Source organism: Amycolatopsis sp. FBCC-B4732, assembly GCF_023008405.1.
Lineage (GTDB): Bacteria > Actinomycetota > Actinomycetes > Mycobacteriales > Pseudonocardiaceae > Amycolatopsis > Amycolatopsis pretoriensis_A.
Window position 1 is genome coordinate 2,654,826 of record NZ_CP095376.1, and the last position, 26,006, is coordinate 2,680,831.

A 26,006-nucleotide genomic window follows, 5' to 3' on the forward strand; every position below is an offset into this window, starting at 1 on the left:
CGCGGTTTCCTCTTTCATGCGGTGAACAACGACCAGTTCTCGGCGTGGGCGAAGCCCATGTCCGCGTAGAGGGGCACGCCCAGCGGGCTGGCGTGCAGGAACGCCGTCCGCGCGCCGACGGTGTGCGCCTCGCGCAGCACGGCGGCGGTCGCGGCCCGGCCGTAGCCGCGGCGGCGGTAGCGGGGCGGGACGCCGATGTTGAACACGCCCACCATGTCACCCACCAGCACGCCGAACGACGTCGCCACCGGGGTGCCGTCGAGCTCGGCGACGTAGCCGCGCATGGTCGGGTGGTCGAGCACCGACGGCCGGGCGAAGACGGCGAACAGCGCGTCCGGGCCTTCGTACCCGGCGGCCATCGTGGTCCGGTAGCTGTCACTGTCCACACCGGACACGGGCCGGACCTCGAGGCCGTCGGGATCGGTGCCGTGGCCGGCGTCGATGTCCTTCACCATGAAGGGCAGCAGCGACCGCTGGTTCAGGCCGTGGGCGGCCGCGGTGGCGACGATCCGGTCGTCGACCCGCTCGCCGCGCACCTGGACGCTCCACGCCGCGCCCGCCAGCCGCGGTGATTCCGCGAATTCGGCGATTTCGGCCGGGTCCGGTTCGGCGGCGACGCTGATGACGCCGTTGAGCAGGGGCATCGGCGCCCCCGAAACCAGCTCGGCGGTCCCTGCCGCGCCCTCGCGGAAGGAGCCGCCCGGCTGGGTCCCGGCGAACAGCGCCATGGCGCCGATCCAGGCCCGTGCGGCCCGGTCGGTCGTGCCGTTTTCCATCGCTTTCCTTTTCTCTCGCGGTGACGCCTGATGCGTAACCTGCCAAACTGGTCACATGGAGCACACGTTCCCCTGCGGCCACCTCGCGCTCGACTTCGCGGGCACGCTGAAAGCGCGGCGCACCGCCGTGCCGCGGGAAGCGCTGCGCACGCCCCGCGACCTGGACGCCTGGTTCACCGGGTCCGGCGTCGCCGATCGCGCCCCGGGCTGCGGTCCCGCCGACCTCGCCGCCGCGGTCGCCCTGCGCGAGGCCGGCTACGCCCTGGTCCGCGCCCGTCTCCTCGGCGAACCCGGCCCCACCGCCGCGATCGGGGTGCTCAACGCGGCGGCGGCGCGGCCACCCGCCGTCCCGCGGCTGGGCCGGCGCGGACGGACGGTGTCGGCGACGCCGGAGCAGGCGCTGTCCACCGTGGCCCGCGCCGCCGTCGACCTCCTCGGCGGCCCGGAAGCCGAGCTGCTGCGGGAGTGCGGCCGTCCCGAGTGCACCCAGGTCTACCTGGACACTTCGCGCGGCGCGCGCCGCGAGTGGTGCGCGATGGCCACCTGCGGCAACAAGATGAAGGCGCTGGCCCACCGCGCCCGGCAGCGCGGCAACCCGCCGTTGAGCCCGGCGCGCCTGGGTGCGTAGGTCATGCCTTCACGCTAGGGCGGCGGTGTGGACGTTCGATCTACGCCGCGGCGGCGGCGTAAACCGCACGTACACACCGCGGGCTGTCACACGGCGCGCCTCACCGGTGTCTTGAGGGCGTCCACCCCACGACACCAGTGAGGACCAAGCCATGGAAACCCGCCTCGACCTGTTCACCACCGAAACCGGCGCCCGGCTCGGCAAGCGGTTCGCCGCGCTCGGCCAGGTGATCGAGCGGTCGCCGCTGCCGGCGGCCACCCGGGAGCTGGTCAGCCTCCGGGCCAGCCAGATCAACGGGTGCGGCTGGTGCATCGACATGCACACCAAGGAAGCGGCCGCCGCGGGGGAGACGGCCGTCCGGCTCAACCTGGTCGCCGCGTGGCGGGAGTCGACCGTGTTCACCGAAGCCGAGCGGGTCGCGCTCGCCGTGGCCGAGGAGGGCACCCGCCTCGCGGACGCCTGCGAAGGCGTGTCCGACGAAACCTGGGCGCGGATGCGCGAGCACTACGACGACGAGCAGGCCGCCGCGCTGGTCGCGTTGGTCGCCCTGATCAACGCGGCCAACCGGCTGGCCGTGCTCGTGCACCAGAAGGGCGGGTCCTACGAACCGGGGATGTTCGCCGCGTTCGGTGAGTGACGCTTCAGCAGCGTGGCGAGGACGGTGCCGACCACGACCACGGGGACGATCGCGAGGAACGCCCCGCCGATGTGGCCGGCCACGTCGTCGCCCAGCAGGGTGCCGAAGACGGCCACCCCGAAGGCCGCACCGATCGAGCGGGCGAACGTGACCACCGCGCTGGCGGCCCCGATGTCCGCTGACGGCACCGCGTTCTGCGCCGCCGTCAGCGCGACCATCGGGACCATGCCGATGCCGATCCCGGTGACGAGGAAGTAGCCGAGCACGGCGAGCGGCGCGGTGCCGGGCGCCAGCGTGCTCAGCAGCAGGAGCCCGGCGACGTTCAGCGCGAGCCCGGTCACCAGGACCGGCCGCACCCGCGCCGGGTCCGCCACCCATCGCCCGGCGAAGGACTGGCTGACGACCAGCCCGAGCACCAGCGGCAGCAGGTGCACGCCGGACAGGGTCGCCGACACGCCGTCGACGACCTGCAGGTACGTCGGCAGGTACACCAGGACGCTGAACATCGCGACGTTGGCGATGAACCCGACGAGTGCGGCGACGACGACCGTCCGCGAGGCGAACATCGCCGGCGGCAGCACCGGGGCCGCGGCCCGGCGTTCGACCGGGATCACCAGGGCCACCAAGGCGATCGCCGCGACGACGAGCACCAGGGTGCCCGGCGCGGTCCAGCCCCACCGGGGCCCGAAGGAGGTGATGAGGACCAGCGCGGTGGCCGCGCCGGCCAGCAGCAGCGCGCCGGGGTAGTCGATGCGGGCCGTGGACTTCTTCCGCGCGGGGTCGGGCAGGGCGCGCGCGGCGAGGACCACGGCCACCAGCCCGACCGGCACGTTGACCAGGAACGCCCACCGCCACGAGAGGTGGTCGGTGAACAGGCCGCCCAGCAGCGGGCCGGCGATGCTGGCGACGCCGTAGACCGAGCCGAACCGGCCCTGGTACCGGCCGCGTTCGGCGGGCTCGACGATGTCGCCGACGAGCGCGAAGGTCAAGACGATCATCCCGCCGCCCGCGAGGCCCTGCAGGGCGCGGGCGGCGACGAGCTGCGGCAGGTCCTGGGCGAGGCCGCAGAGCGCAGAGGCGAGCAGGAACGCCGCCGTGGCGACGAGGTACAGGCGCTTGCGCCCGAGCATGTCGCCGAGCTTGCCCCACAGCGGCGTGGCGGCGGTCGAGGCGAGCAGGTAGGACGCGGTGATCCAGGCGATGTCGCGGAACCCGCCGAGATCGGCGGCGATCTTGGGCAGGGCGGTGGCCACGATGGTCTGGTCCAGCGCGGCCAGCAGGACGGCGAGGAAGAGGGCCGCCATGGCCGGGCGCACCGCGGGTCTGGCGGGGATGTCGACGCTCATCGGTCTTTCTTTCCCGGAACGGTGATGGTCTTGTATTCGGTGTAGGTGCCGAGCCCGACAGCGCCGTATTCGCGGCCGAGGCCACTGGCCTTGAAGCCGCCGAACGGGCCGTCGAAGCCGATCGGCGCGCCGTTGACGGTGACGGTGCCGGTCCGGATGCGGCGCGCGAAGGCCAGCGCGTGCGCCGGGTCGGCCGACCACACCCCGCCGGAGAGGCCGTATTCGGAGTCGTTCGCGATGCGGACCGCGTCGTCCTCGTCGTCGTAGGGGAGGACGACCAGGACCGGGCCGAAGATCTCCTCCTGCGCGATGCGCATCGACGGGTCGACGTCGGCGAACAGCGTGGGCGTCACGTAGTTGCCCGCTTCCAGCCCGGCCGGGACCTCGGCGCCGCCGGTGACGAGCCGGGCGCCCTCCTCGACGCCGGTGCGGACGTAGTCGAGCACGCGCTGCTGCTGGTCCCGGCGGATCATCGGCCCGATGAACGTCTTTTCGTCGGCGGGGTCGCCGACCGGCAGCGATTCGATCAGGTCCTTCAGCCCGGCGACCACCTCTTCGTAGCGGCTGCGCGGCGCGAGGACGCGCGTCTGCGCGATGCACGATTCGCCGTTGTTGAGCAGGGAACCGAACTTGACGCCCTGGATCGCCGCGCCGAGGTCGGCGTCGGGCAGGAACGCGACGGCGGACTTGCCGCCGAGTTCGAGGCTGACCCGCTTGAGCTGCTCGCCGGCCAGCGACGCGATGCGGCGGCCGGCGCGGGTCGATCCGGTGAACGCGATCTTGTCGATGTCCGGGTGCTTCACCAGGTGCTCGCTGGTTTCGCGGTCCGCGGGCAGCACGCTGACGACGCCCTCGGGCAGCCCGGCTTCCGCCAGCAGGTCCGCGAGCAGGCTCATGCTGAGCGTGTTCTCGGGCGAAACCTTGAGGACGACGGTGTTCCCGGCGAGCAGCGCGGGGATGATCTTGGCCAGGGCCGAGGAGAACGGCGAGTTCCACGGGATGACCGCGGCCACCACGCCGACCGCCTCCCGTCGCACGACCGACCGGAACGGCGCGGCGGGGTCCGACGGCTCGAGCGTCTCCTCCCAGCCGAACTCCTCGGCCGCCTTGAGGTAGGCGTTGGCCTGCCGGGTCAGCCCGGGCTGACCGGCCTGGGTGAACCACAGCGCCGAGCCGTTCTCCGCGGAGATGAGCGCCGCGATTTCGCCGGCGCGCTGCTCGCGCAGGGCGGTCAGCCGCCGGATCACGGCGATCCGTTCCGCGGGCGCGGTCCGCGGCCACGGGCCCTCGTCGAAGGCCAGCCGGGCGGCCGCGACGGCCCGGTCGACGTCGGCGGGCAGCGCCTGCACCGCGCGGCCGAGCACCGAGTTGTCGTGCGGCGAAACGATGTCGAGCGGCTCCGTGCTGCTCGGGGTGGTCCACGCGCCGCCGACGAAGAGCTGGTTCCGGGTGATCACTGGCTGCCTCCTGTGCTGTCTTCTGTCTCATCAATGTAGCACTTAGATCGATGAAGCAGCGCACGTGTGAGACGGTGCACAGACGTGCCAGGGTGACGTACACGCACGGCGTCACCCGACGCTCGCGAGCGCGCGCGGCACCGGCTTAACCTCCCGCCCATGCACCGCCGGGCACCCGTGGCCGAACCGAAAGCGCGGCTCACCGTCCTCGGCCCGCCCGGCGCCGTCGACGGGGACGGCACCGGGCTGGACCTCGGTTCCCCGCAACAGCAAGCCGTGCTGCTGGCGCTGCTCGCCGGCGGCGGCCGGTTCGTGCCGACCGGCGAGCTGATCGACGGCCTCTGGGGCGAGCGCGCGCCGGCCACCGGGGAGGCGGTCGTCCGCACGTACATCTCACGGCTCCGGCGCGTGCTCGCCGGGCACGGCCTCGGTGCGGCGATCCACTCCCGGGCCGGCGGCTACCTGCTCGACCCGGCGGCGTTCGCGGTCGACGCCACCGAGTTCACGCGGCTGGCCGAGACGGCCCGCGTGGACCGCGCGGCCGGGAACGCGGCCGCGGCGGCGGAGCACCTGGAGGAGGCGCTCGCGCTCTGGACCGGCACCGCGCTGGCCGGGGTCCCCGGCGAGGCCGCCGAACGGGAGCGGGCACGCCTGGAACGGCTCAAGCTGCTCGCCACCCAGGACCTGCTCCGGCTGCGCCTCGAGCTGGGCCGGCACGCCGAAGTGGTGGCCGAGGTGCCCGCGCTCATCGAGCTCAACCGGCTCGAAGAACCGCTGTACGAAATCCACCTGCTCGCCCTCGACCGCGGCGGCAGGCGGGCCGAGGCGCTGGCCGTCTACCGCGCGGTCCACGACCTGTTCGGCCGGGAGCTGGGCATCGCGCCCGGACCCCGGCTGCGCGAGATCCACGAAGGGATCCTGCGGGCCGGGGAACCGCGGCGGGCCCCGGCCGGGCGGGCGCGGTGGTTCGTCGGCCGGGACGCCGAACGCGCCGCCTTCGCCGCCGTGCTGAACCGCGGCGGGACGCTCTTCCTCCGCGGTCCCGCGGGGATCGGCAAGTCGACACTGCTGCGCCGGTTCGCCGACGACGCCGCGGCCGCCGGGCGCCCGGCGTGGCTGCTCCACGGCCTGACGACCGCCGAACTGCGGAGCCGGCTCGAGCAGGTCTCCCTGGACGCGCCGAGCCCGGTCCTGCTCGTCGACTCGTTCGAGCGGCACCGCGAACTCGAACCCTGGCTGCGCGAGGACTACCTCCCCGGGCTGCCGGGCGACGCCGTCGTCGTCGTGGCCGGGCGGCACGGACCCGGTGTCGCCTGGCGGACGGACCCGGCGTTCGCCGGCACGCTGACCGTCCGCCACCTGGGAACCCTCGGCCCGGCGGAATCGGCGGCACTGCTGGACGCCCGGGGGATCGCGCCCGGGCTCGGTGCGTCCATTGTGGACTTCGCCGCGGGGCACCCGCTCGTGCTCGCGCTGGCCGCCGAGGTCGGCCGGGACCTGACGGGCGCCGGGCAGCCGGCCCGGCGTGAGGCCGTGCGGTACGTCGTCGACACCGTGCTGGAGGTCCTGCTCGACGACGTGCCCACCGGCCGCCACTGGCAGGCCCTGTACGTGTGCGCGCACGCCCGCTACACGACCGAAGACCTGCTGCGCGTGGCGATCCCGGACGGCGACGCCGCCGAGCTGTTCGACTGGCTGCGGGCACAGCCCTGCGCCGGGACGCCGGGCCACGGCCTGGACGTCGACGGGGTGCTGCGGGCCGCCTTGGACGCGCACCTGCGCTGGCGCGACCCGGCCGGCTACGCGCGGATGCACCGGCGGATCCGCGACCACGCCTTCACGACGCTCCTGCGTGAGGCCACCGAACCGGAGGCGGCCGTGGCCGTCGTGCGGACCCTCGGCCACCTGTGCGGCGGCGTCCTGCGCCGGTCGGTCTCGGTGGCCGGGGAAGCGGGCGTGCGGGCCTCCGTCGTGACGCCGGCCGAGCACGACGAGCTCGTCGCGCTGGCCCGCCACACCCACGGCGAGGCCACCGCCGCGTCCGTCCGGAGCTGGCTCGACCGGCGTCCCGAGGCGTTCACGGTCCTGCGCGGGGACGGCCGCGTGCGGGCGTTCCTGAGCCGGTTGACGTTCGGCGATCTCGACGAACTGGCCGGCGACCCGGCGCTCGCGGCGATCCGGCGGGACGCGGACTTGCCGGCGGGCAAGCACCTCGCCGTCACGCGGCACCTGGTCGGCCCGGCCGGCCCCGGCCCGGTCACCGACGTCCTGCTGGCGCGGTTGCTGCGCGACTGGCTCCACGACCCCGGGCTGGCGGCCTCGTACGTCGTCGTGCGACGGGAGTGGTGGGAACCGCTGCTGGACCACCTGGGCCATGGCGAGATCGGCGCGCCGCACGCGGAGTCCGCCGTCTTCGGCCACGACTGGCTCGCCGACCCGCCCGCTCGCTGGCGGGAGCGCCACGTCGAGGACGAGCTGCGGGACCGCGTGAACCTCTTTCAGCCGAACGTGAAGGAGTAGGCCTGCGTGCCGGGACTGAGCGACAACGTCAGCTCGCCGGGCCCGGACTGCTTGTCCAGCACGGTGTACAGCGTCGGCGGGCCGCCGACCGCGATGGTGTGCGTGCCGTCCACGGTCACCGTTCCCATGCCGCCGAGGACCAGGTGGACGGACGTCGCGCGGAAGGACAGCCGCAGCCGGGCGCCGGGACCGGCGGTCAGGTGCTCGGGATCCGCCGTCCACGTGCCGTCGAGCGCGAAGGTGTCGCGGTCGACGGCCGCGGGGAAGGTGTAGCCGCGGGTCTGCCCGGGCGCGACGCGGCTGCCGCTGGTCGCGAGGGGAGCGTGCTCGGCACCGAGGTACGTCTCGGGGGTCAGCGCACCGGCCGGGGTCGTGTCGGGGACGTCGGTGGGCCGGGGGAGCGAGGGCGCTCCGGCGTCGGTGAGCGCGGCGCGGATCTGCTCTTCGAAACCGGCGTACCCGCCTTCGCCGAAGCTGGTGCGCCGGACCTGCCCGGTCGCGTCGACGAGGTAGGCGGCGGGCCAGTACTGGTTGCCGTAGGCGGTCCAGGTGGCGTAGTCGTCGTCGATCGCGACCGGGTAGGTGACGCCGAGGGCTTTCGCCTGGTCGGCGACGTTGGCGGGGTCGTGCTCGAAGGCGAACTCCGGGGTGTGCACGCCGACGACCGTCAGCCCGGCGTCGCGGTAGGTGTCGGACCACCGTTCGAGGTGCGGGAGGGCGCGCTGGCAGTTGATGCAGCTGTAGGTCCAGAAGCTGACCACCACGACCTTCCCGCGCAGCGCCCGCAGTGACACGGGCCGGCCGCCGGGGGTGTTGAGCCAGGCGGTGATGCCGGTGAACTCCGGGGCGTGGGTCAGCCGGTCGAGCTGCTCGGCGCCGACGGCCCGCTGCGCGGCGGCCGTGTAGTCGGGCACGGCGCGCTGCAGCGGCGCGGCGAGGTCGAACGCGGTGACGGCGGCGACCAGCAGCAGAGCGGCCCCGGTGGCGGCGCGCAGCCCGCGCGCGTGCGCCCGCAGGAACCGCGCGCGGCGGGCGAGCGCACCACCGGAGGCGGCGAGCACGAGCAGCGGAATCCCCGTGCCCACACCGAAGGCGGCGGTCAGCAGCAGGCTGTCGAACCCGATCCGGTGCGTCGCCCCGACGACGGCGATGGTGGCCAGCACCGGGCCCGCGCACGGCACGTACACGAGACCCAGCGCGAGACCGGTGGCGAACCCGCCCCGGCCGGGCGCGGCGGCCCGCCCGCGCAGCCGCGCGAACGGCCGTTCGAGCAGCTCGCCGGCGCGCGGGACGAGCAGCCCGATCCCCAGCAGCACCAGCGCCGCGATCCCGGCGTCCCGCACCAGCCCGGCGGGCAACCCGAGCGCGGCGAGCACGAGTGAACCGAAGAGCGTCGTGAGGCTGAAGCTGGTCACCAGCCCGCCGACGACACCCCAGGGCCGGCGCGCGCCGGCGGTCAGCACGACGGGCAGGACGGGCAGCACGCACGGCGAGACGCTGGTGACGATCCCGGCGAGCAGGCCGGCGAGTACGAGGGTGGGCACGAGCCGAACTTAGCCGTGTTCGTAACCGGTCTGGCTGGTTACGAATCGACGGTAAGGCTTTCGTCATGGTCTCAGCGGTGTGACGGTTGTCAGTTGGAAGGCGACAGCGGAGAGTATGTTGAGGGGGTGAGAGCCGACGCCGCGCGCAACCTCGAACTCCTCCTGACCACGGGCGCCCGCATGCTCGCCGACGACCCGGCCACGAGCATCGCGGCCATCGCCACGGCGGCGGGCGTGGACCGCCGCACGGTGTACCGCCGTTTCACCGGCCGCGAAGAACTCCTGGCGGCGGTGTACGAGGCCCGGTTGGACGCGATCGAGACGGCCATCGAGGCGGCCAGGCTCGGGGAGGCCCCGGTGGCGGTTGCCCTGCACCGGTACGTCGAGGAGATCGTGGGCGTCAACCGCAAGTGGCCGGCGGAGCTGGCGACGATGCGCACGGACCCGGCGATCTGGAAGCGCCGGCTTCGGTCGGTCGAGGCAGTGGACCGGTTCCTGCAGCGGGCGACCGAAGAGGGGTTGATCCGGGGTGGGGTGCCGGAGCGGTGGCCGGGGAACGTGCTCGGCCAGCTGGTGCATTTGGCGACGCGGGAGATGCCGGGGTTGAGCGACGCCCAGGCGGCGGACGTCATCGTGGACACGTTCCTGCGGGCATTCGGGACGGAGAGGTAGTCGGCCGCGGCCGAACGCTCGCCGGCTCGGTGCTTTGGCGGCCGTACTCGGCCAACTCATGTGCTTGGCCGACCCTGCCCACTGCCCGCTTCGCCAGCCTGGCCGGCCCCCTTGGCTCACTTCCCCGCCCGCCGTCTCGCCGCTCCGGCTCACCTGGTCGCCCCGCCGCCCCGCCGCCCCGCCCGGTCGGCTCCCGCGACCCCCAAAAAACCCCACCCCCAGCGCGTATACCAACTATCGGCACCCCCTCCCTAAACTCCACCGGATGCCCGACCCCACCTACGACCCCGAACTCGCCGCCCTCCTCCCCGCCCTGACCGGCCAAGTCCCGGTAGGCATGACCGCCGACCAGCTCGCCCTCTACCGCGCACTCCCGTTCCCCACCATCGACGAGCAGATCGGCGACCGCCCCGTCACCTGGGCCGACCACACCATCCCCGGGTACGGCGGCGCCGGCATCACCGTCTCCGTCATCGAACGTGCGGACGGCCGCCGCAGTGGGCTCGGGATCTACCACGCCCACGGTGGGGGAATGGTGATGGCCGATCGGTTCGCCTCCGTCCACCCGCTGATCGACTGGGTTCTGGAGCACGACGCCGTCGCCGTCACCGTCGAGTACAGGCGGGCGCCCGAACACCCCGATCCCGTGCCCGTCGAGGACTGCTACGCCGGTCTGAAGTGGACGGCCGCGCTCGGGTTCGGACGGCTTGTCGTCTTCGGTGGCAGCGGGGGAGCCGGGCTCGCCGCCGGCACGGCCCTGCTCGCGCGGGATCGCGGAGGCCCCGCGATCGCCGGCCTGCTGCTCCAGTGCCCGATGCTCGACGACCGGAACGAGACCGTCTCCGCGCGCGAGTACGACGGCGTCGGTGTCTGGGACCGGACCAGCAACCTGACCGCCTGGACGATGGTCCTCGGCGACCGCCGCGGGACCGGCGACGTCTCGCCGTACGCGGCTCCGGCCCGGGCGACCGACCTCGGTGGACTGCCGCCGGTGTTCGTCGACGCCGGGGCCGTCGAGGTGTTCCGGGACGAGGCCGTCGCCTTCGCGAGCGCGGTCTGGGCCGCCGGGGGCGAGGCCGAACTGCACGTCTGGGGCGGTGCGTTCCACGGCTTCCACGACATCGCCCCGGAATCGGCCGTCGCCAAAGCCTGCGTGGCCGCGCGGGAGTCGTGGCTGCGGCGGCTGCTCGCGCGGCCCGCCTGAGCGCCGGGGCCGCCGGTCGGTCACCATGGTGCGGTGTCCGAAACCCCCGCGGGCCGGCCCGGGCCCGGCCTGCTGTACCTGGTGAAACAGCTCGAGCTCGTCGTCCGGGCCCGGCTGGACGAGGTGCTGCGCCCGGTCGCGCTCACGCCGTTGCAGTACACCGCGCTCACCGTGCTGGAGCGGCGCTCGGGCCTCACGACGGCGGAGCTGGCGCGCAACTCGTTCGTCACCGACCAGGCGATGGCCGACATGGTGGTCGCGCTCGAACGGCAGGGCTTCCTCGCGCGGGACGGCGACCCGCGCGACCGGCGCCGCCGCGTGCTCCGGCTGACCGGCCCCGGTGCCGACGTCCTCGACCGCGTCCGCGACGACGTGGCCGCGGTCGAAGAACGGATGCTTTCCAAGCTGGACGCCGGTGACGCCGCCCGGTTCCGGGACTACGTCGTCGCCTGCCATTCGGCGCTGTCGGACCGGCCGTCCCACTGAATAAGTACAGGAAACCTGTACTTCCCCCCGTCGTCGTGGCACCCTGCCCGCATGAGCATGCGCAGGTGGTACGGCCGCGTGATCGCACTGGCCGCTTCGATCGTGACGGCGCTCGGCCTGACCGCGGGAGCCGCCGCCGCGGCCGGGCACCACACCGGACAGCTGCCGGACGGCGCCACTTGGGTGGCCGACGTCCCGGCCGCCTGGAACGGCACGACCATCCTGTACAGCCACGGGTTCGGCCCGCTCAGCGCGCAGGACGCACCCGACGACGCCACCCGTGACGCGCTCCTCGCCCGCGGGTACGCCCTGGTCGGGTCGTCCTACAGCGGCGCGTCGTGGTGGGCGCTCGCCTCCGCCGTCGACGACCAGTTCGGCGCGCTGGCGGCGCTCGAGCGGGTGACCGGCCACCCCCGGCGCACGCTCGGGTGGGGCACGTCCATGGGCGGGCTCGTCAGCGCGCTCGAAGCCGAAACCCCGCGCCTCGACGGCGTGCTGAGCACGTGCGGTCTCGTCGCCGGTGCGCTCAACCTGAACGCCTACCAGCTGCACGGCGAATACGCGCTCGCCCGGCTGCTCGCGCCGGAGCAGGACGTCAAGCTGGTCCGGTTCGCCGACGCGGCCGAAGCGAGCGCGTCGGCCGCCGCCCTGACCAAGCTGGCGGCCGACGGCCAGGCCACCCCGACGGGCCGCGCGCGGATCGCGCTGGCCGCCGCGTTCCTCAACGAGGCGGGCTGGCTCACCGGCCCGACCCCGCCGGCGCCGACCGACTACGCGGGCCAGGAAGTCCAGCAGCAGCAGGAACTCGCGCAGTTCGTGCTCGGCTTCGTGGTGAGCGGCCGCTACCAGGTCGAGCTGGCCGCGGGCGGCAACAGCGCGGACACCGCGGGCGTCGACTACCGGGCCCTGCTGGCCGGCAGCAGCCACGCCCGCCAGGTCCGTGCCCTGTACCGGACGGCCGGTCTCGACCTCGACGCCGACCTGGCGGCGCTCACCCGCGACGCGGACATCCGCCCGGACCCGCAGGCGGTCCGCACCCTCGCGCGCACGTCGATGGCGACCGGCCGGCTGCGCGTCCCGACGCTGGACATCCACACCACGGCCGACCAGCTGGTGCCGGTCGAGCAGGAGGACTGGTACGCCGGTCAGGTCCACCGGGCCGGGCGCGGGGCGTTGCTGCGCCAGGCGTACGTCGGGGCGACCGGGCACTGCGCGTTCCGGCCGGCCGAGAGCGTCGCGGCCTTGCAGGCGCTCGAATCCCGCGTCGAGTCCGGGCGCTGGGGCGACGTCGCGGAACCGGGTCGCCTGAACACGGCCGCCGCCGCGCTGGGGGAGGACGGGCGGTACGTCCGGTTCGACCCGCCGCGGCTGACCGGCGGGCTCAGCGCCCGCGGTTGACCGCGCTGATCGCGTCCTGGAGTCGTTGCCGCGCGGTCGAAAGGCCGTCACGCGGGGCCGCCGCCGGTGCGGCTTCCGGCTCACCCGCCGGGCCCGGGACGGGGAAGACCGCCTTCTCCCCGGGCAGCGGGACACCCGGGCAGATGGTCGCCGCCGGGCGGGCGGCGCCGAGGTAGAACCCGTTCACCAGATCGTCCACACAGGAATTGCCGCTCACCGCGTACTGGCCGTGGAACGGCGAATCGGCCACCGAGACCATCGGGACGCCGGCCGCCCGCGCCGCCGACTCGGCCTGTTCGTAGCCCGTCTGCGGGTCGAACTCGCCCTGGACGACCAGGACGTTCTTCGCCGCGCTCGGCGGCAGTTTCGGCAGCTCGTGGCGGGGGAGCTCGGACCAGTACCCGCACGGCTCGCTGAGGCCGTACGCCCAGCCGAACAGCGGGTACGTCGGCCCCTGCAGGTCGCTGAGCAGCTTGTACCAGCCGGACGTGCGCGACGGCTGGTCCGCGCACGCCACCGCCAGCCGGGTGCCGGGCACGTCGGCGTAGTCCGGTTCGGGCTCCGCCAGCGTCCGCACCACGCCCGCGGGGGTCAACGACGCGGCCGGCACCCCGAACACCGCGCGCGAGACGTCGTCGAGGTCCTCCTCCAGCGCCGCGGGCGGCGGGGCGGCCGGGGTGCCGTCGAGCGCGGCCGCGCCCTTGGTGAGGATCAGCGCGCCGGTCAGCCACTGGCGGGTGCTGCCGTTGCCGACGAAGACGTGGTCGAAGATGTCCGGCGAAAGGCCCTCGCGCTTGAAGAACGCGCGCAGCCGTTCCCACTTCGCCCGGACCTGGCCGGCGGTCTTGCCGAGCTGCTCGGGGTAGCGGCGGGCCAGCCAGGGCGCGTAGACGTCGTCGAACTGGCGCTGGTCGATCTTCGGGAACGCCTCGAACGCGGCCTGGAGGCGGCCTTCGAAGTTCACGCTGGAGTCGAGCACGAACTTGCCGGTGCGGTCCGGGAACAGCGACGCGTACTTCGCGCCCAGCCAGGTGCCGTAGGAGAAGCCGAGGTAGTTGAGCCGGTCGTCCTTCAGCAGCGCGCGGATCAGGTCCATGTCGTGCGCGGTCTGCCAGGTGGTGACGTAGGGCGCGACCGCGTCGCTCTGGCACGCCTCGGCCACCGCCCGCGGCGCGCGCTGGTGCTGCGCGATGCTGGCGGCCGAGCGGTCGCGGGCGTCGAGGTCGTCCTCCTCCGGCAGCCGCCCGGTCGGCACGCGGCAGACGAACCCGGCGTCGTCGCCGCCTTCCTGGCCGGTGCCGCGGGGGTCCATGCCGACGACGTCGAAGTGCTCGTTCAACGCCGGTTCCAGCCCGGCCAGCGCGCCGGCGAGCGAGGTGCCCCGGCCACCGGGCCCGCCGGGGTTGACCAGGATCGCCCCGCGCCGGCTCCCGGTGGCCGCGGCCCGGCTGATCGCCACCTCGAGGTCGGTGCCGGCGCCGGGCGCCGCCCAGTCCCGCGGGACGGTGATCCGCGCGCACTGCGCGGGCTGCGCTTCGATCCGCTTGGCGAACGGGCAGCTGCCCCACGCCACCTGCTGCGTCAGGTACGGCGCGAGCGGATCGGGCGTGGTCGCCGCCGCGGGCGCGGTCGTCACCACCAGCACCGAGACGGCCACCGCCAACCCTGCTCGGGACGTTCGCACCGCAGTTCCCTTCATCGCGCTCCGGCCGGGGAATCCAAGCACGGCGGACGGGGGCCGAGCAGCGCGAAGACCGCGGTTCACCGGGCCGGGGTTCCCCGATCCGGTGAACCGCTCAGGTGCGGTACGGCCCGTGGTGCCCGAGGTCGGGGCTGACCTCCGGGTGCGGGCCGTCCTGGCCGGGCACCGGGGTGACCGTGGTCCGCCCCGGTTGCTCGACGACCACCTCGGGGGCATCGCGGTCCTGGAAGCGGGTCTCGACGATCCGGTCCTGGCGGCGGCGGGCCAGCACGGTGAGCGTGAGCACGTGGACGACGGCGAGCAGCAGCAGGAAGACGCCGAGCCTGCCGACCAGCGCGGCCGTCGAGCCCGACCACTGCGGGCCGACCACCGAGAGCAGGGCCAGGACGCCGAACGCGACCAGGTGGAAGACGGTCACCACCAGCCACGCCATCGACCCGGTGCCGTCGCCGTCGTCCGGCCCGCTCAGGTAGCGGCGGCCGCCCCGGTAGAGCACCTGGCCGTCGGCCACCACGATGACCAGTCCGATGATCAGGAAGCCGGTGAGGTCGTTGTCGGGCATGCGCTCCTCCTCGTTTCCGCCTCGGGTACCCGCGCCGGACGGCCACCGGCGGCGGTTCACCGGAACGAGCGACCCCGGTCGGCCTGCTCACACCCGGGAATCAATCCCGGCCGCCGGACGCTGGGAAGGGCGTGAAGAACATCGGTTTCCTGTCGTTCGGCCACTGGTCGCCGGGGGCGCACTCCGAGACCCGGTCGGCCGCGGACTTCCTGCACCAGTCGATCGACCTCGCGGTCGCCGCCGAGGAGCTCGGCGTGGACGGCGCCTACTTCCGCGTGCACCACTTCGCGCGGCAGGCCGGCAGCCCGTTCCCGCTGCTGTCCGCGATCGGCGCGCGTACCTCGAAGATCGAGATCGGCACCGGCGTGATCGACATGCGCTACGAGAACCCCCTGTACATGGCCGAGGAGGCCGGCGCCGCCGACCTCATCTCCGCCGGCCGGCTCCAGCTCGGCATCAGCCGGGGATCCCCCGAGCAGGTCATCGACGGCTGGCGCTACTTCGGCTACGCCCCGGCCGAGGGCGAGACCGACGCCGACATGGCCCGCCGCCGCACCGAGCTGTTCCTCGAGGTGCTCGGCGGCGAGGGCTTCGCGGAGCCGAACCCGCGCCCGATGTTCGCCAACCCGCCCGGCCTGCTGCGCGTCGAGCCGCACTCGGAGGGGCTGCGCGAGCGCATCTGGTGGGGGTCGGGCTCGAACGCGACCGGCGTCTGGGCCGCGAAGCTGGGCATGAACCTGCAGAGCTCCACGCTCAAGGACGACGAGACGGGCGAGCCGCTGCACGTCCAGCAGCGCAAGCAGATCGAGGCCTACCGCGAGGCGTGGAAGGAAGCAGGCCACACCCGCGAGCCGCGCGTGTCGGTGAGTCGCAGCATCTTCGCGCTGACCACCGACCTCGACCGCGCGTACTTCGGCCGCGACCGCCAGTCGCGCGACCAGGTCGGCATGATCGACGAGAACACCCGAGCGATCTTCGGCCGCTCGTACGCGGCGGAGCCGGACGAACTGGTGCGGCTGCTCAAGGAGGACGAGGCCGTCGAGGCCGCGGACACCCTGCTGCTGACGGTCCCGAACCAGCTCGGCGTCGACTACAACGCCCACGTGCTGGAGGACATCCTCACCCACGTGGCGCCGGAGCTGGGCTGGCGCTGACGCCCGCGAGCGGCCCGGTGGCGGCCGGGCCGTTCGTCGCCGTTGGGCCGCGTCTTCGGTCGCGCTGCTGGATCCCGGGAACTCGTTGCTTCGCCCGTTCCTCATCTGCGAGACTGCCGCCAGGTTTCTGACCCGGCCGGCTGCTGGTCGCTCTGAAGAAGAGGTTGAATGCACACCCTCACAAGCAAGCGCGTAGCGAAGTTCTCGCGCGACTTCGGTTTCGGTGGAAGCGAGTCCGAGCAGTTCGAACGGTACGTGGCGGCGAACTACCTTTTCCAGTACGTAGGGGACAGCGTAGAGCTGATCGAAAACTCGGTCCTGGGCGGCGGCTCCGACGAGGGCATCGACATCGCCGCGGTGGTCGTCAACGGCGGTATCGTGTCCGAACCCGCGGAGATCGACGAACTGATCGCGGATCAGGGCGCGAACTCCGCGAAGGTGATCTTCATCCAGGCGAAGACGAGCGAATCGTACGACTCGAAGCTCGTCGCGAAGTTCCTCCACGGAGTGGAGGCTGTGACGAAGTACGCGATGAAGCCGCGGAGCCTGGCACTGCCCCCGCGCTTGGTAGACCTGGCGAACCTGATCGACCGGATCGCGGAGAACGGCGACAAGTTCCAAGACAGCAGGATCCCGTGCGAGCTCTACTACGTGACGACGAGTTCGAACGACGGGGCTGGGGTGCAAGCCGAACTCCAGGTCACGGAGGCGATCTCCCGCATCCGCGAAATCGGTGTGTACTCCGAAGGGGTGAAGCTCCGCACTCATGGGCACGAGGAGCTCTCCGCCAAGCAGAAAGAGCGGCACGGACCGCAGAAGGTGCAGTTCAACTTCGAGAAGCGCCAGACGATTCCGGCCACTGACAGGGTGAGTGAAGCCTACATCGGGCTCGTCTCCGCGAGCGAACTCCTGAAACTCCTCAAGGACGATTCCGGCGAAGTGCGCGCCGGGATCTTCGACGACAACGTCCGTCTCGACCTGGGTTCCCACAACCCGGTGAACAGCCGGATCATGGCGACGCTTCAGTCGGCGGAGCGTGAGCACTTCCCCTTCTTGAACAACGGTTTGACGATCATCGCCACGGAGCTGCGCGGGGCTGGGGACAGGTTCTTCATCTCCGGCTATCAGATCGTGAACGGCGGGCAGACGAGTCACCAGCTCATGCGATGGGCTGAGACGGACGAGGTCAAAAATTCTCGTGAGCTGCTCGCCGACCTCTGGATCCCGGTCAAGATCGTGAGTTCGAACGACGCGACCGTTCGCACGAGTGTGTCGATCGCGACCAACCTGCAGACCGCTATCGGGTCTTCGGACATCCAAGCCAGTTCCCAGATGGCGAAGAACGTCGAAGAGTACTTCGCCCAGTCGGGGCCGGACGGGCTGCGCTACGAGCGCCAGAACCGCGGCACGATACTCGAGTTCGCCCGGACACGTGTGGTGACGACGCCCGAGCTGAACCGCGCTGTCGCCGCCACCCTGTTCGGGGAGTCCTCCCAAGCGATCGGGTCTCCGAAAGACCTCGAGGTGGAAGACGCGTTCGTGTGGGGTGACTACCCCGAGGACACCTACTACTACGCCGCGTGGATCTTGTACCGCATCGACCGGTACTTCGCGCGCACGCCGGAATCGACGACCTTGAAGGCTGCCAAGTACCACATCGCGATGATGGTTTCGGCGATCATCAACCCGGAACTCATCCCGGTCTTCGAGGCACGGGATGTCGATGTCGTGGCTCAGAGGCTGAAGCGGCCGAAGAGGCTGAGGTTCGGGGTCGCCGAGAGGAAGCTGTCCGAAGAGGTTGAGGGCGCGATCGTGAACGCGGTGGACCTGACCGCCGATCTGTTCCGGGACGTGCTGGATTCGGGCCGGAGCTTGCGTAAGGACGACGTGCGGAGCAGAAAGAGCCAAGAAGCTCTGCTGCAGGAGGTGAAAGCGCTCCAGGGCCGCTGACGCCCGCGAGCGGCCCGGTGGCGGCCGGGCCGTTCGTCGTCAGCCGTGGGTGACCTTCAAGCCGTAGAACGCGACGCGTGCGCCCTTCGTCGTGCTGTCCGAAGAGGACTGGTTGTACGAGCCCGCCTTGAAGTACTGCTTGTACGCCTTGAACGACGACGGGATGCTGTAGTGCGTGGTGGTGCCGTTGACCGTCAGGTCGATCGTGTTGCCGCCGGAAATGCCGATCGTGTAGGTCCACGTCTTGCCGAGCGAGACGTGGCCGACGGTGTGCGGCGTCTGCCCGCCGTCGGGTGAGTTCTCCGTGCCCAGCACGATGTCGCCGCTGGCGCGGTAGTACAGCTCCAGCAGCGGTTTCGTGGACGACCCGCCGGTGCCGAGGTGCACCTGGCCGACGCACACGTTCGACGTCACCGACACCACCCGCAGGGTCGCGTTGAGCTTGTGCGACCCGCTCAGGGACCAGTTCGCCGCGGAGCCGTCACGGTTCATCTCGCGCAGCTCCGAGCGCGCGTAGTTCGAATTCGGCGTGGTGACGCCCTTTTCCGGCGCCCAGAAGGTCATCGCACCGTCACGGGTGTCGGTGTAGAAGTAGCTGTCCTGGAAGCCGTTCGCCCCCTGCAGCCGGGACGAGGAGATCGTGGTCGGGCTCCCGGGGGAGCCGACCGGCTCCTGCAGCTGCCAGACCGACAGGTCGAAGTTGCCGCCCGGGGCCACGGAGGGATCCGCCGCCACGGCAGGCAACGCGGTGGCCGCGGCGAGGACCGGAACCGCCAGCAGGACGAACAAGGCACGCACGCGCATCGTGGTGTCCTTTCACGATGAAAACGCTTAACCAGTCGTTCACGGACGTGAATGAATGGTCTGGACAACCCGGCGGCGTGGACCCACGGTAGGTCCGCCCTCACCGGTTGTCAAGATCCGCTGCCCGTTTTCGAAGGGATCAGGCAGACCCGGCGGTGCCGCCGGGCAACGCGACGGCGAGCGCGTCAGCCTGGAGTTACGTTCGACTCGTCGGACCGGAGCTCACCGGAAGGAGCAAGGAAAATGGGGAACTGGACCAGAAAAGCCGCGGCGACGGTGTCCGCGGCGGCCGCGCTGACTTCGCTCGGGGTGGCACCGGCGAACGCGGCGGCAGTGCCGAAACACTGCGTGCTGAACGTCGGAACCGGTGTGCAGCACTGCTCTTCGAGCCGCACGGCGCTGACCGCGCGGGCCGACGGCGACGTCGTGCAGGGCACTTTCTTCGACGGCCCCGACTACACGGGGAACTCGCTCACGATCACCGGGCCGGAACTGTGCAAGAAGGACGGCTGGGTGAACTGGCAGTTCGACCTCGGCGACGACTGGAAGAACAAGATCTCCTCGGTGCAGCCGTGGGGGAACTGCTGGATCTGGCTCTACCCGGAGCCGAACCTCAGCGGCGACCGCGACGGCCCGTTCAAGGAGAACACCGGCAACGTCGGGTCCTTCATGGACGACCGGACCCAGTCCATCGGCTTCAGCTGAGCCACCCGCGAAAGGGAGTGACCGCATGACCAGCAAGCGCACCACCTGGGTGGCGACGGGCGTCGGCCTGCTGACCGCCGCCGGCCTCGTGCTCACCGCACCGGCCGCGTCCGCCGAGGACCAGCCCACCGCCCGGGAACTGCTCGACAAGTGCGACAACGGCACGGACTCGTGCGTGTTCCACCCGGCGGGCCCGCCGGAGGAGCACACCGGCGCCGGCCACCAGGTCGGCGAGGCGGCCTACAATTGCACGCCGGACCTGCAGCGCAGCACGGTGAACTGGTCCGACACGACGGGCGAGTCGAACAGCTTCGGCGTGTCCCTGTCGGCCGAATACGGCTTCTCGGAAGTGTTCAAGGTGTCCATCGAGACGTCGTACCAGCACACCTGGGAGTCGTCGCACACCGAAGGGCAGGCGACCAACGTCGACGTCCGCCCGGGGGAGAAGGGCTGGGTGGAGCGGGCGCCGAAGATGCAGAAGGTGCACGGCACGTACGAGATGCACTTCGGCGACCGCTACTACGGCCACTACATCTGGTACCAGGACTTCGACGCGGACGGCCCGGTCCCCGGCGCGACCGGCGACATCACGCAGCACACCGCGCCGATGACCGACCAGGAACGCACCGAACACTGCGGCTGACGAAGGCGTGAAGGCCACATCCACGGACCGAGTGTCCGTGGATGTGGCCTTCACGGCCCCGAGCCGGGACCGAGACGGCCGATTCCCGCCAGCGGTGCGTCCCCCGTGGACGGCAGGATCGAACCCGTGAAGACGGAAACCCTTGCACACACGGCCATCGAGCCCGGCATCCTCTACTTCGGTACCCCGGTCGTCCTCATTTCCAGCACCAACGAAGACGGCTCCGCCAACCTCGCCCCGATGTCGTCGGCCTTCTGGCTCGGCTGGCGGGCGATGCTCGGGCTCGGTGCTCGCTCGAAGACCACCCAGAACGTCCTGCGCACCGGCGAATGCGTGCTCAACCTGCCCTCCGACGCGCTCGCCGCGGCCGTCGACCGGCTCGCGCTGACCACCGGGTCCGACCCCGTTCCGGACGGCAAGCGCAAGCGCGGGTACTTCCACGTGGCGGAAAAGTTCGCCCGCGCCGGGCTCACCCCGGTGGACTCCGAAACCGTCGCGCCGCCCCGGGTCGCCGAGTGCCCGGTCGCCATGGAGGCCGTCGTCGAGGCCGTGCACCCGCTGGCCGAGGACGACGAGCGGCAGCGCGGCGGGATCGTCGCGATCGAGGTGCGCGTGCAGCGCGTGTTCGTGCACGACGACATCCGCGCGGCCGGCAGCGACGACCACGTCGACCCGGACCGCTGGCGGCCGCTCATCATGAGCTTCCAGAAGCTCTACGGCCTCGGCCCGCAGGTCCACCCCTCGACGCTCGCCCGCATCCCCGAGCGGCTCTACCGCGGCCCGGACATCGACCGCGCCCGCAGGGTCGCGTCGCGTTGAGTTGTGTGAGCGGGGGAGCGAGCGTCTTCACGGCCACTCGTCCCCTTGGCCGAGGCGATCGACGGCTGCTGAGTCAGCAGCACCACCGCCATGACATCCCGCTCAGGCCGCCGGGGATGCCGAAGTACTGGTCCCAGCCGTCGCCGGCCGGGTTCCGCGCGTTGCCCAGCGCCGCGAGGATCGGCCGCGCGACCTCGTCGGGCACGGTGTCTTCCAGGGGGTCGTGCGCGTCTGGCCGATCAGTGCGGCCGTGCGGGTGCCGACGGCGTCGGCGTCCGGGAGCGCCCACGTGCCCGTCTCGTCGATGGCGATGAGGAGCTTGACCACCGACGCCGTGTAGTACGCCCGGTCGGCGTCGAGGGCCGCCTCCTCCTCCTCGTCGGACTCGCGGTCGTACAGCATGAATCCCACGTCGCGGTGCGGCCGCCCGTCGCGACCAGCACCCCGGCCGTCAGCACCCCGGCCGTGAGCCCGCGCTCGCGAGCGTTCCACCGCATCCGTGCTCCCATGCCCGTCCCACGGGCCCCGGCCCGGATCGACCTCTCCGCGGGGGAATACCGTGGCCGCTGCCCGGCGTACGTCATGGGGTGAGCGACTTGCGGATTCTGGTGGTGGGCGCCGGTGCGACCGGCGGGTACTTCGGCGGGCGGCTGCTGCAGGCGGGCCGGGACGTCACGTTCCTCGTCCGGCCCGGCCGGGCGAAGGTGCTGAGGGACACCGGCTTGCGGATCGTCGGGCTCGGCGAGGAGACGGTCCTGGAGCCTCCCCTGGTCGAGACCGGAACGCTCCGGGAGACCTACGACCTCGTGCTGCTGGCGGTCAAGGCCACCGGCCTGGCCCCGGCCATCGACGATTTCGCCCCCGCCGTCGGCCCGGGCACGCTGGTCCTGCCGTTCCTCAACGGACTCGCCCACATCGACGCCCTCGACGCGCGGTTCGGCGCGGACGCCGTGCTCGGCGGCGTCGCGAAAGTGCTGACCACCCTCGACGAAGACGGCGCGATCCGGCGGCTCGGACCGCTGCAGCAGCTGACCTACGGCGCCCGCACCGAGCCCGTCCCGCCCCGGCTGGCCGACGTCGACGCGGCGCTGAGCGGCGCCGGGTTCCCGGCCGCCCTCAGCGGGCGGATCACCGAGGCGATGTGGGCGAAATGGGTGTTCATCGCCGCGATCGGCGCGGTCAACAGCCTGCTGCGCGGCACGATCGGCGAGGTCGTCGCGGTGCCGGGCGGCGCGGAGTTCGCCGAAGCCGTCGTGGCCGAAGCCGCGTCGGTCGCCGAAGCGGCCGGGTTCCCGGTGCCGCCGGCGGACCTCGAAGCGACGCGGAAGACCGTGACGGACCCCGCGATGGGGGGATCTTCGCTGTACCGCGACCTGCTCGGCGGTCACCCGGTCGAGGGGGAGCAGATCTTCGGCGATCTCACCGCGCGTGCCCGGCGGCTGGGCGTCGCCACGCCGCTGCTCGACCTCGTCAGCCTGCAGTTGCGCGTCCACCAGCACCGCATCGGGTGAACCGGTCACCGAGGGCGCTTTGCCCGCGCAGTCCAGGGGATCGTGGTCTTTCGGGCATCGGCGTGGCGGTGCCGTCACGGCCTCTTCCGGCACTGCTACTGTTCGTAAGGGAACTTGCTTGAAGGTTTGACGACGGAGAATCGGCGAGGGGAAATGGCGGAGCGGTTCGAGTTCGTCCTCGAGGTCGTCGAAGCTCTCATAGTGGGCCAAGCGACCGGTGGTGACGTCCGGCGGTACCCGCTGCGAGCGGGCAACCTCCCGGCCGACCCGGTGCGGTTCGTGCGGGTCGCGCGCCAGGTCTACGACGCGCTCGAGGAGCGGCGGCTGTCGGTCTCCGGTGAGCTGCACCCCGGTGTGCGCACGGCGTTCGAGCTGCTCGCCGACCCCCGGGTTTCGGTTGCGGTGAGCGGGATCGACGGCCTCGGCGCCGACGTCGCCGTGCTCGTGGTCACCGACGGCGCCCAGGCGCTCGGGATCACGCAGGCGGCGGACAGCGACGATCTGCTGTTCTCGCTGTTCGCGGACGAGGACCTCGTCGAGGTCGTGACGGGCGTGCTGCCGCCCGCCCCGGCCGCGACCACGGGCAAGCACGTCGTGCACCGCGCCGCCGGGCGCGAAGTCTCGGCCATGGCGGCGAAGCGCATCGCCGACGCCGAGTTCGAGGAAGAGGAAACCGACGCCTTCGGCATGATCGAGGTCAAGGCCGTGGTGCGGCCCGGCCGCCGCCCGCCGGCGCGCAAGACCTCGGACGTCGCCGTCCTCGAGCGCGTGCTCGCCGAACCCCGGCTGGGCGGCGGCCACATCGCCGTCAGCGCGCAGGGGCGCCGCGGCGAGCGGGTCGCCGGTGAACCGCTGAGCTGGCTCGACACCGCCGACGGCCGCTACCTCGTGCACACGACGAGCGGCGAGGCCGGCGAGCTGACAGCGGAATACGTACCGGCCGGGCGGGCCGACCTCGCCCGCGCGATCCGCGACGCCATCGCCGCGGTGTACTGACCGGAAAGGGAACAGTCCTGATGACGGAAGAGACCCAGGCGGTTGCCCAGGCTCTCCAGGCGACGGCGCAGATGCAGACCGCGACCGAACCCGCGCAGAAGGCAATGGCCGCGGTGCGTGTCGGGCTCGCCGGCGCCCAGCTGAAGCGGCTCGCGCAGACCGGCGGCTTCGCCATCGACGACACCACGGGCAACCGGCTGATCGAGGCCCTGGAAGGCGTGCTCGAGTCGCTCGAGCAGCGCTGGGCGAACCTGCAGCGGCTGCACGACGCGCCGGCGATGAGCCGCACCGCGACCGGCCAGTGGGTTTCCGCGCACATGGTGAGCACCGCCGCCGACGAGCACGGCCTCGTCACGCAGCTGCAGGCCGCGCGGCAGGAGTTCCCGACCTACATCGAAGCCATCAAGCTGGCCAAGCAGAACTACAAGTCCCGGGAAGAGACCACGCGCGCGACGCTGACCTCCCTCCCGACCGCCGACCAGAGCTGAGGGAGACCGTGGCACCCACCGCCGAGTCCGTCTCGGACCCGTCGTCCCCGGACTACAACCCGCGCAGTCCCTTGTACGACGTGACGGCCGATTCGTCGTCGAAGTACTTCGTCGGGCCGCTGACCACGGACAAGTCGCCGTCGGGCGACGAAATCCGCGAGATGGCGACCAGGCAGGTCGACGACGAGATCCGGCGCGGCTGGCTCGGCCCGGTCGTCGACCCGGTCCTGCGCGACAAGAAGATCCAGGAGCTGTACCAGCAGCACCTCGACGACGCCAAGCACGGCCTCGACGAGGGCCTCACCATGCGGGAAAACGGTGGTGCCCCGAAGACGCTCTGGGCCAACGCGACCCACGAGCAGATGAACGAGGCCATCACGCAGGACGCCAACCCGGCGACCGTCGCGGAGACGTCGGAGGAGTGGGTGCGGGTCGGCAACGACCTGGGCACGCACCAGAAGACCCTGGCCGACGCGATCAACGCGAGCACCAGCAACTGGCAGGGCGGCGCGGGTGACGCGGTCCGCGAGCACCTCGCCGGCGTCGGCAAGTGGCTGGGCGCGACCGCGCAGGGCGCGACGCTCGCCGGCCGCCAGCAGGAGATCCACTCCCAGGCGCTCAACGAGACCCAGCGGCAGATGGTCGCGAACCCGCCGGTCCAGTTCGACCTGCAGAGCACCAACCAGAAGCTGATGTCGATGACGGACCCGGTGCAGTACGCCGCGGCCGCCGGCGAGGCGATGCAGACCTACCGGGCCCAGACGGCCGCGCGCGACCACGCCGCGCAGATCATGTCCCAGTACGACGAGACCATCGGCGCGGCGGTCGCCACGCCGCGGTTCCCGGCCCCGCCGAAGCTGCCGACCGCCACCGCGACGCGTCAGCTGGCCGGCACCCGGCCCGACGGCAGCGCCGGCGCGGGCGGTGCGCAGCCGCTCATGGCGCGCGACGCGATGGACCAGAACACCGCGGACTGGAAGCCGGCCTCCTTCGACGGCGCCGAGATCGACCCCGCGGGCGGCCCCGGCGGCAGCGGTGCGGGCGGCAGCGGTGCCGGTGGCAGCGGCTTCAGCGGCGCGGGCATCCCGGGCGGCGGCGCGGGCTCGGAAGGCTCCGGCTTCTCCGGCAGCGGTATCCCCGGCGGCGGCAGTGGCAGCGGTATCCCCGGCGGCGGGGCCGGCGGCTCCGGCTTCTCCGGCGCCGGCATCCCGGCGGCCAGTGGTGGCGGCGGCGCGGGCTTCAACCCGGGGTCGATCCCCGAGATCCCGGGCGGCAGCTTCTCCGGCTCCGGCATCCCCGGCTCGTCGGTCCCCGGTTTCGACGACTCGACGACGTCGTCGGGCTTCTCGCCCTCCGGGATCCCGTCGAGCGGCGGCCCGGGCGGGAGCGGCTTCACCCCGGGGTCGATCCCGAACATCCCGGACATCCCCGGCGGCGGCACCACCACCGGCCGCGGCGTCGGCCCGATCCCCGGATTCACCCCGCCCGGCATCGACCCGATCACCGGCCTGCCCACCGGCACCGGCCCGGGTGGCATCCCCGGCGGCGGTACCGGCAAGATGCCGACCATCGGCCGCGGCGGCGGCATCAACGGCGAGAGCATCGCCAGCCGCCTCGGCGGCATCGGCGGAATCGGTGGCAGCGGCGCCGGGGGCGGGTCCCTCGGCGGCATCGGCGGCGGCTCGGGTGCGGGCGGCGGTGGCGTCGGTGGTGGCGTGCGCGGCACGGGTGCGGGCCTGGGCGGCGGAGCCGCGTCCGGTGCGGCCGCGGAGGCCGAAGCCGCGGCGGCGCGCAACGCCGGCATGGCGGGCAAGGCCGGCGCGGCCGGTTCCCCCGGCATGGGCGGCATGGGCGCCGGAGCCAAGGGCGGCAAGGGCGACAACGACAAGGAACACAAGGCGGCCGACTACCTCGAGAGCGACGACCCGAACTTCTTCGCGGGTGAGCAGGTCGTCGCCCCGCCGGTGATCGGCGACTGGAAGAACCAGGATTGGAAGTGAACGC

General features: G+C 72.4%; 24 protein-coding genes. 16 read left to right on the plus strand and 8 right to left on the minus strand.

Going from position 1 to position 26,006, the window contains the following annotated elements; translation table 11 throughout:
* Positions 1 to 14: 14 nt before the first annotated feature.
* Positions 15 to 776, minus strand: coding sequence for a GNAT family N-acetyltransferase (locus MUY14_RS11260; RefSeq protein ID WP_247022904.1), 762 nt, complete (start codon positions 774 to 776; stop codon positions 15 to 17).
* 55 nt (positions 777 to 831) lie between these two features.
* Here MUY14_RS11260 and MUY14_RS11265 point away from each other — a divergent pair, with 55 nt between their 5' ends.
* Positions 832 to 1,404, plus strand: coding sequence for an ABATE domain-containing protein (locus tag MUY14_RS11265; protein ID WP_247022905.1), 573 nt, complete (start codon positions 832 to 834; stop codon positions 1,402 to 1,404).
* A gap of 151 nt (positions 1,405 to 1,555) precedes the next feature.
* Positions 1,556 to 2,041 carry a carboxymuconolactone decarboxylase family protein gene (locus tag MUY14_RS11270; RefSeq protein WP_247022906.1) on the plus strand — a complete coding sequence of 162 codons (486 nt, stop codon included), beginning with the start codon at positions 1,556 to 1,558 and terminating at the stop codon, positions 2,039 to 2,041.
* Here MUY14_RS11270 and MUY14_RS11275 read toward each other — a convergent pair.
* Together MUY14_RS11275 and MUY14_RS11280 are read right to left on the minus strand one after the other, a co-directional pair.
* Positions 2,005 to 3,387 carry an MDR family MFS transporter gene (locus MUY14_RS11275; RefSeq protein ID WP_247022907.1) on the minus strand — a complete coding sequence of 461 codons (1,383 nt, stop codon included), beginning with the start codon at positions 3,385 to 3,387 and terminating at the stop codon, positions 2,005 to 2,007. The genes MUY14_RS11270 and MUY14_RS11275 overlap by 37 nt on opposite strands.
* Positions 3,384 to 4,844, minus strand: a complete 1,461-nt coding sequence (locus MUY14_RS11280) for an aldehyde dehydrogenase (protein ID WP_247022908.1) — start codon at positions 4,842 to 4,844, stop codon at positions 3,384 to 3,386. Before MUY14_RS11280 ends, MUY14_RS11275 begins: the two co-directional genes overlap by 4 nt.
* Positions 4,845 to 5,003: 159 nt before the next feature.
* Between MUY14_RS11280 and MUY14_RS11285 the strand changes: the two genes are divergently transcribed.
* Positions 5,004 to 7,364, plus strand: coding sequence for a BTAD domain-containing putative transcriptional regulator (locus MUY14_RS11285; RefSeq protein ID WP_247022909.1), 2,361 nt, complete (start codon positions 5,004 to 5,006; stop codon positions 7,362 to 7,364).
* On the opposite strand, the gene MUY14_RS11290 is transcribed toward MUY14_RS11285, so the two are convergent.
* Positions 7,343 to 8,908, minus strand: a complete 1,566-nt coding sequence (locus tag MUY14_RS11290) for a cytochrome c biogenesis protein DipZ (protein WP_247022910.1) — start codon at positions 8,906 to 8,908, stop codon at positions 7,343 to 7,345. The two genes, MUY14_RS11285 and MUY14_RS11290, sit on opposite strands and share 22 nt — an antisense overlap.
* 126 nt (positions 8,909 to 9,034) lie before the next feature.
* On the opposite strand from MUY14_RS11290, the gene MUY14_RS11295 reads away from it, so the two are divergent.
* The 4 genes from MUY14_RS11295 to MUY14_RS11310 all read left to right on the plus strand — a co-directional run bounded on the left by MUY14_RS11295 (position 9,035) and on the right by MUY14_RS11310 (position 12,668).
* The gene (locus MUY14_RS11295; RefSeq protein ID WP_247022911.1) at positions 9,035 to 9,580 is read left to right on the plus strand and encodes a TetR/AcrR family transcriptional regulator; all 546 of its coding nucleotides are present in this window, start codon (positions 9,035 to 9,037) and stop codon (positions 9,578 to 9,580) included.
* A 265-nt stretch (positions 9,581 to 9,845) separates the two neighbouring features.
* Positions 9,846 to 10,784 (plus strand): alpha/beta hydrolase fold domain-containing protein, encoded by a 939-nt coding sequence (locus MUY14_RS11300; RefSeq protein WP_247022912.1) that lies wholly within the window; start codon positions 9,846 to 9,848, stop codon positions 10,782 to 10,784.
* Between the two features lie 33 nt (positions 10,785 to 10,817).
* A complete protein-coding gene (locus tag MUY14_RS11305; protein WP_247022913.1) occupies positions 10,818 to 11,270 on the plus strand; it encodes a MarR family winged helix-turn-helix transcriptional regulator in 453 nt (150 codons plus the stop codon).
* A gap of 51 nt (positions 11,271 to 11,321) precedes the next feature.
* Positions 11,322 to 12,668 carry an alpha/beta hydrolase gene (locus MUY14_RS11310; RefSeq protein WP_247022915.1) on the plus strand — a complete coding sequence of 449 codons (1,347 nt, stop codon included), beginning with the start codon at positions 11,322 to 11,324 and terminating at the stop codon, positions 12,666 to 12,668.
* On the opposite strand, the gene MUY14_RS11315 is transcribed toward MUY14_RS11310, so the two are convergent.
* Positions 12,652 to 14,325 carry an alpha/beta fold hydrolase gene (locus tag MUY14_RS11315; RefSeq protein WP_247022916.1) on the minus strand — a complete coding sequence of 558 codons (1,674 nt, stop codon included), beginning with the start codon at positions 14,323 to 14,325 and terminating at the stop codon, positions 12,652 to 12,654. The genes MUY14_RS11310 and MUY14_RS11315 overlap by 17 nt on opposite strands.
* Positions 14,326 to 14,464: 139 nt before the next feature.
* Positions 14,465 to 14,932 carry a hypothetical protein gene (locus MUY14_RS11320; RefSeq protein ID WP_247022917.1) on the minus strand — a complete coding sequence of 156 codons (468 nt, stop codon included), beginning with the start codon at positions 14,930 to 14,932 and terminating at the stop codon, positions 14,465 to 14,467.
* Positions 14,933 to 15,063: 131 nt separating this feature from the next.
* On the opposite strand from MUY14_RS11320, the gene MUY14_RS11325 reads away from it, so the two are divergent.
* Positions 15,064 to 16,086: an LLM class flavin-dependent oxidoreductase gene (locus MUY14_RS11325; protein ID WP_247022918.1), complete on the plus strand. Its 1,023-nt coding sequence runs from the start codon at positions 15,064 to 15,066 to the stop codon at positions 16,084 to 16,086.
* Between the two features lie 168 nt (positions 16,087 to 16,254).
* The gene (locus tag MUY14_RS11330) at positions 16,255 to 18,036 is read left to right on the plus strand and encodes an AIPR family protein (protein ID WP_247022919.1); all 1,782 of its coding nucleotides are present in this window, start codon (positions 16,255 to 16,257) and stop codon (positions 18,034 to 18,036) included.
* Positions 18,037 to 18,075: 39 nt separating this feature from the next.
* Here the strand turns inward: MUY14_RS11330 and MUY14_RS11335 are convergent, their stop codons facing one another.
* Complete coding sequence (locus MUY14_RS11335; RefSeq protein ID WP_247022920.1) at positions 18,076 to 18,840, minus strand: polysaccharide lyase family 7 protein; 765 nt, start codon at positions 18,838 to 18,840, stop codon at positions 18,076 to 18,078.
* A gap of 243 nt (positions 18,841 to 19,083) precedes the next feature.
* On the opposite strand from MUY14_RS11335, the gene MUY14_RS11340 reads away from it, so the two are divergent.
* From MUY14_RS11340 to MUY14_RS11350, 3 genes are all read left to right on the plus strand, one after another.
* Entirely contained in the window at positions 19,084 to 19,545 is a 462-nt protein-coding gene (locus tag MUY14_RS11340) for a hypothetical protein (RefSeq protein ID WP_247022921.1), read from the plus strand.
* 25 nt (positions 19,546 to 19,570) lie between these two features.
* Positions 19,571 to 20,188 carry a hypothetical protein gene (locus MUY14_RS11345; RefSeq protein ID WP_247022922.1) on the plus strand — a complete coding sequence of 206 codons (618 nt, stop codon included), beginning with the start codon at positions 19,571 to 19,573 and terminating at the stop codon, positions 20,186 to 20,188.
* 126 nt (positions 20,189 to 20,314) lie between these two features.
* Positions 20,315 to 21,007, plus strand: a complete 693-nt coding sequence (locus tag MUY14_RS11350) for a flavin reductase family protein (RefSeq protein WP_247022923.1) — start codon at positions 20,315 to 20,317, stop codon at positions 21,005 to 21,007.
* Between the two features lie 102 nt (positions 21,008 to 21,109).
* Here MUY14_RS11350 and MUY14_RS11355 read toward each other — a convergent pair whose 3' ends face one another.
* Complete coding sequence (locus MUY14_RS11355; RefSeq protein ID WP_247022924.1) at positions 21,110 to 21,409, minus strand: hypothetical protein; 300 nt, start codon at positions 21,407 to 21,409, stop codon at positions 21,110 to 21,112.
* 194 nt (positions 21,410 to 21,603) lie between these two features.
* On the opposite strand from MUY14_RS11355, the gene MUY14_RS11360 reads away from it, so the two are divergent.
* The 4 genes from MUY14_RS11360 to MUY14_RS11375 all read left to right on the plus strand — a co-directional run bounded on the left by MUY14_RS11360 (position 21,604) and on the right by MUY14_RS11375 (position 26,002).
* Complete coding sequence (locus tag MUY14_RS11360) at positions 21,604 to 22,518, plus strand: 2-dehydropantoate 2-reductase (protein WP_247022925.1); 915 nt, start codon at positions 21,604 to 21,606, stop codon at positions 22,516 to 22,518.
* Between the two features lie 153 nt (positions 22,519 to 22,671).
* Positions 22,672 to 23,514: an ESX secretion-associated protein EspG gene (locus MUY14_RS11365; protein ID WP_247022926.1), complete on the plus strand. Its 843-nt coding sequence runs from the start codon at positions 22,672 to 22,674 to the stop codon at positions 23,512 to 23,514.
* 20 nt (positions 23,515 to 23,534) lie between these two features.
* On the plus strand, positions 23,535 to 24,002 hold the full coding sequence (locus tag MUY14_RS11370; RefSeq protein WP_247022927.1) for a hypothetical protein: 468 nt from the start codon (positions 23,535 to 23,537) through the stop codon (positions 24,000 to 24,002).
* Between the two features lie 8 nt (positions 24,003 to 24,010).
* A complete protein-coding gene (locus tag MUY14_RS11375; RefSeq protein WP_247022928.1) occupies positions 24,011 to 26,002 on the plus strand; it encodes a hypothetical protein in 1,992 nt (663 codons plus the stop codon).
* Positions 26,003 to 26,006 lie beyond the last annotated feature (4 nt).

What these genes read in the sequence shown, in the direction of transcription:
- MUY14_RS11260 (WP_247022904.1), bottom strand. Translation starts at nt 776, where the DNA reads ATGGAAAACGGCACGACCGACCGGGCCGCACGGGCCTGGATCGGCGCC.
- MUY14_RS11265 (WP_247022905.1), top strand. Translation starts at nt 832, where the DNA reads ATGGAGCACACGTTCCCCTGCGGCCACCTCGCGCTCGACTTCGCGGGC.
- MUY14_RS11270 (WP_247022906.1), top strand. Translation starts at nt 1,556, where the DNA reads ATGGAAACCCGCCTCGACCTGTTCACCACCGAAACCGGCGCCCGGCTC.
- MUY14_RS11275 (WP_247022907.1), bottom strand. Translation starts at nt 3,387, where the DNA reads ATGAGCGTCGACATCCCCGCCAGACCCGCGGTGCGCCCGGCCATGGCG.
- MUY14_RS11285 (WP_247022909.1), top strand. Translation starts at nt 5,004, where the DNA reads ATGCACCGCCGGGCACCCGTGGCCGAACCGAAAGCGCGGCTCACCGTC.
- MUY14_RS11300 (WP_247022912.1), top strand. Translation starts at nt 9,846, where the DNA reads ATGCCCGACCCCACCTACGACCCCGAACTCGCCGCCCTCCTCCCCGCC.
- MUY14_RS11310 (WP_247022915.1), top strand. Translation starts at nt 11,322, where the DNA reads ATGAGCATGCGCAGGTGGTACGGCCGCGTGATCGCACTGGCCGCTTCG.
- MUY14_RS11320 (WP_247022917.1), bottom strand. Translation starts at nt 14,932, where the DNA reads ATGCCCGACAACGACCTCACCGGCTTCCTGATCATCGGACTGGTCATC.
- MUY14_RS11330 (WP_247022919.1), top strand. Translation starts at nt 16,255, where the DNA reads ATGCACACCCTCACAAGCAAGCGCGTAGCGAAGTTCTCGCGCGACTTC.
- MUY14_RS11335 (WP_247022920.1), bottom strand. Translation starts at nt 18,840, where the DNA reads ATGCGCGTGCGTGCCTTGTTCGTCCTGCTGGCGGTTCCGGTCCTCGCC.
- MUY14_RS11340 (WP_247022921.1), top strand. Translation starts at nt 19,084, where the DNA reads ATGGGGAACTGGACCAGAAAAGCCGCGGCGACGGTGTCCGCGGCGGCC.
- MUY14_RS11345 (WP_247022922.1), top strand. Translation starts at nt 19,571, where the DNA reads ATGACCAGCAAGCGCACCACCTGGGTGGCGACGGGCGTCGGCCTGCTG.
- MUY14_RS11355 (WP_247022924.1), bottom strand. Translation starts at nt 21,409, where the DNA reads ATGCTGTACGACCGCGAGTCCGACGAGGAGGAGGAGGCGGCCCTCGAC.
- MUY14_RS11365 (WP_247022926.1), top strand. Translation starts at nt 22,672, where the DNA reads ATGGCGGAGCGGTTCGAGTTCGTCCTCGAGGTCGTCGAAGCTCTCATA.
- MUY14_RS11370 (WP_247022927.1), top strand. Translation starts at nt 23,535, where the DNA reads ATGACGGAAGAGACCCAGGCGGTTGCCCAGGCTCTCCAGGCGACGGCG.